At 67.0% G+C, this 1125-nt stretch carries 1 protein-coding gene; it reads right to left on the reverse strand.

Annotated elements, in window-relative coordinates:
* Window positions 1-183: 183 nt before the first annotated feature.
* Complete coding sequence (locus MTQ10_RS30650) at window positions 184-954, reverse strand: transposase (protein ID WP_247474045.1); 771 nt, start codon at window positions 952-954, stop codon at window positions 184-186.
* Between the last annotated feature and the right edge of the window lie 171 nt (window positions 955-1125).

Raw genomic sequence — 1125 nt, forward strand, 5'->3', positions numbered from 1 at the left:
CACGTCGGCCGACAGGCCCGTGATCCTCCGGTCGCTGATGATCGCTGCACGAGACACATTCCCCACCACACGACCATGATCGACGATCGGGAACTCGACGCCTCACCGCCTACCGTGCACGAGCTCGTAAGGGCTGTCCCGTAAATGATCTGTGATGTGCGTGGTGGCCTGCCGGTTTCTGCGTCACCCGGCGAGGACGAGGTTGTGCAGGCGGGCGATCCCGAGCATGGCGTGATGGACGCCGTCGCCCTTCAGTCGGCAGTCGCGGAGGATCTTCCAGCCCTTCATCCGGGCGAAGACGTGCTCGACGCGGGCACGGACTTTGCGGTGGGAGGCGTTGTGTTCCTCCTTCCAGTCCGGGAGTTCGCTCTGGCCTCTCTCACGGCGGTGCGGGATGACCAGGCCGGTGCCGCGGTAGCCGCCGTCCGCGATGACCATGGTCGTGCCGACGGCGTCTTTCGCGCCGGACAGTTCCCACGCCTTGCAGTCGTTGCGGTTGCCGGGCAGCGGTCGGCCGACGGCGACGACGAGCCGGGTGTCGGCGTCGATGACGACCTGGTGGTTGGTGGAGTAGCGGTAGTTCTTGGACTGCTCGGCGATGGTGTGGTCGCGGGTGGGGACGAGGGTGCCGTCCACGATCAGCACGGTGTCCTTGCGGAACCGCTTGCGCTGCTGGAGCGCGAGCGCGGGGCCGAGGTGGTCGATGATGCGGTCGGCGGCCGACTTGGACACCCCGAACAGCGGGGCCAGCTGTCGCAGGGTCAGGTTCGTCCGCCAGTACGCGGCGACCAGGAGCACGCGGTCCTCCAGCGGCAGGCTCCAGGGCCGGCCCTTGCGCACCGGGTCCGCACCCTCACGCCGGAGCGCGGTGATCAGCTTGCCGAACTGGCGCGGGCTCAGCCCGGTGAACGGGGCTATCCAGGAGGGCTCCGACGCCGTGATCACACCAGACACAGCAAGATCATCTCACCCGTGACCAACAGTTACGGGACAGCCCTTAGAGGGCGCAATGTCGCCGGATGCCCCAAGGGCACCGGTTCCAAGGTCTCTCGCAGAACAAACGGGATGCGATGTCTGTCAGGGAAGATGGGGAAATGTCGGGCGGGGTTCCGAAGCGGTCAAGCC

Origin of the sequence: Streptomyces sp. XM83C (assembly GCF_023072675.1) — a bacterium.
GTDB classification, from domain to species: domain Bacteria; phylum Actinomycetota; class Actinomycetes; order Streptomycetales; family Streptomycetaceae; genus Streptomyces; species Streptomyces thermocoprophilus.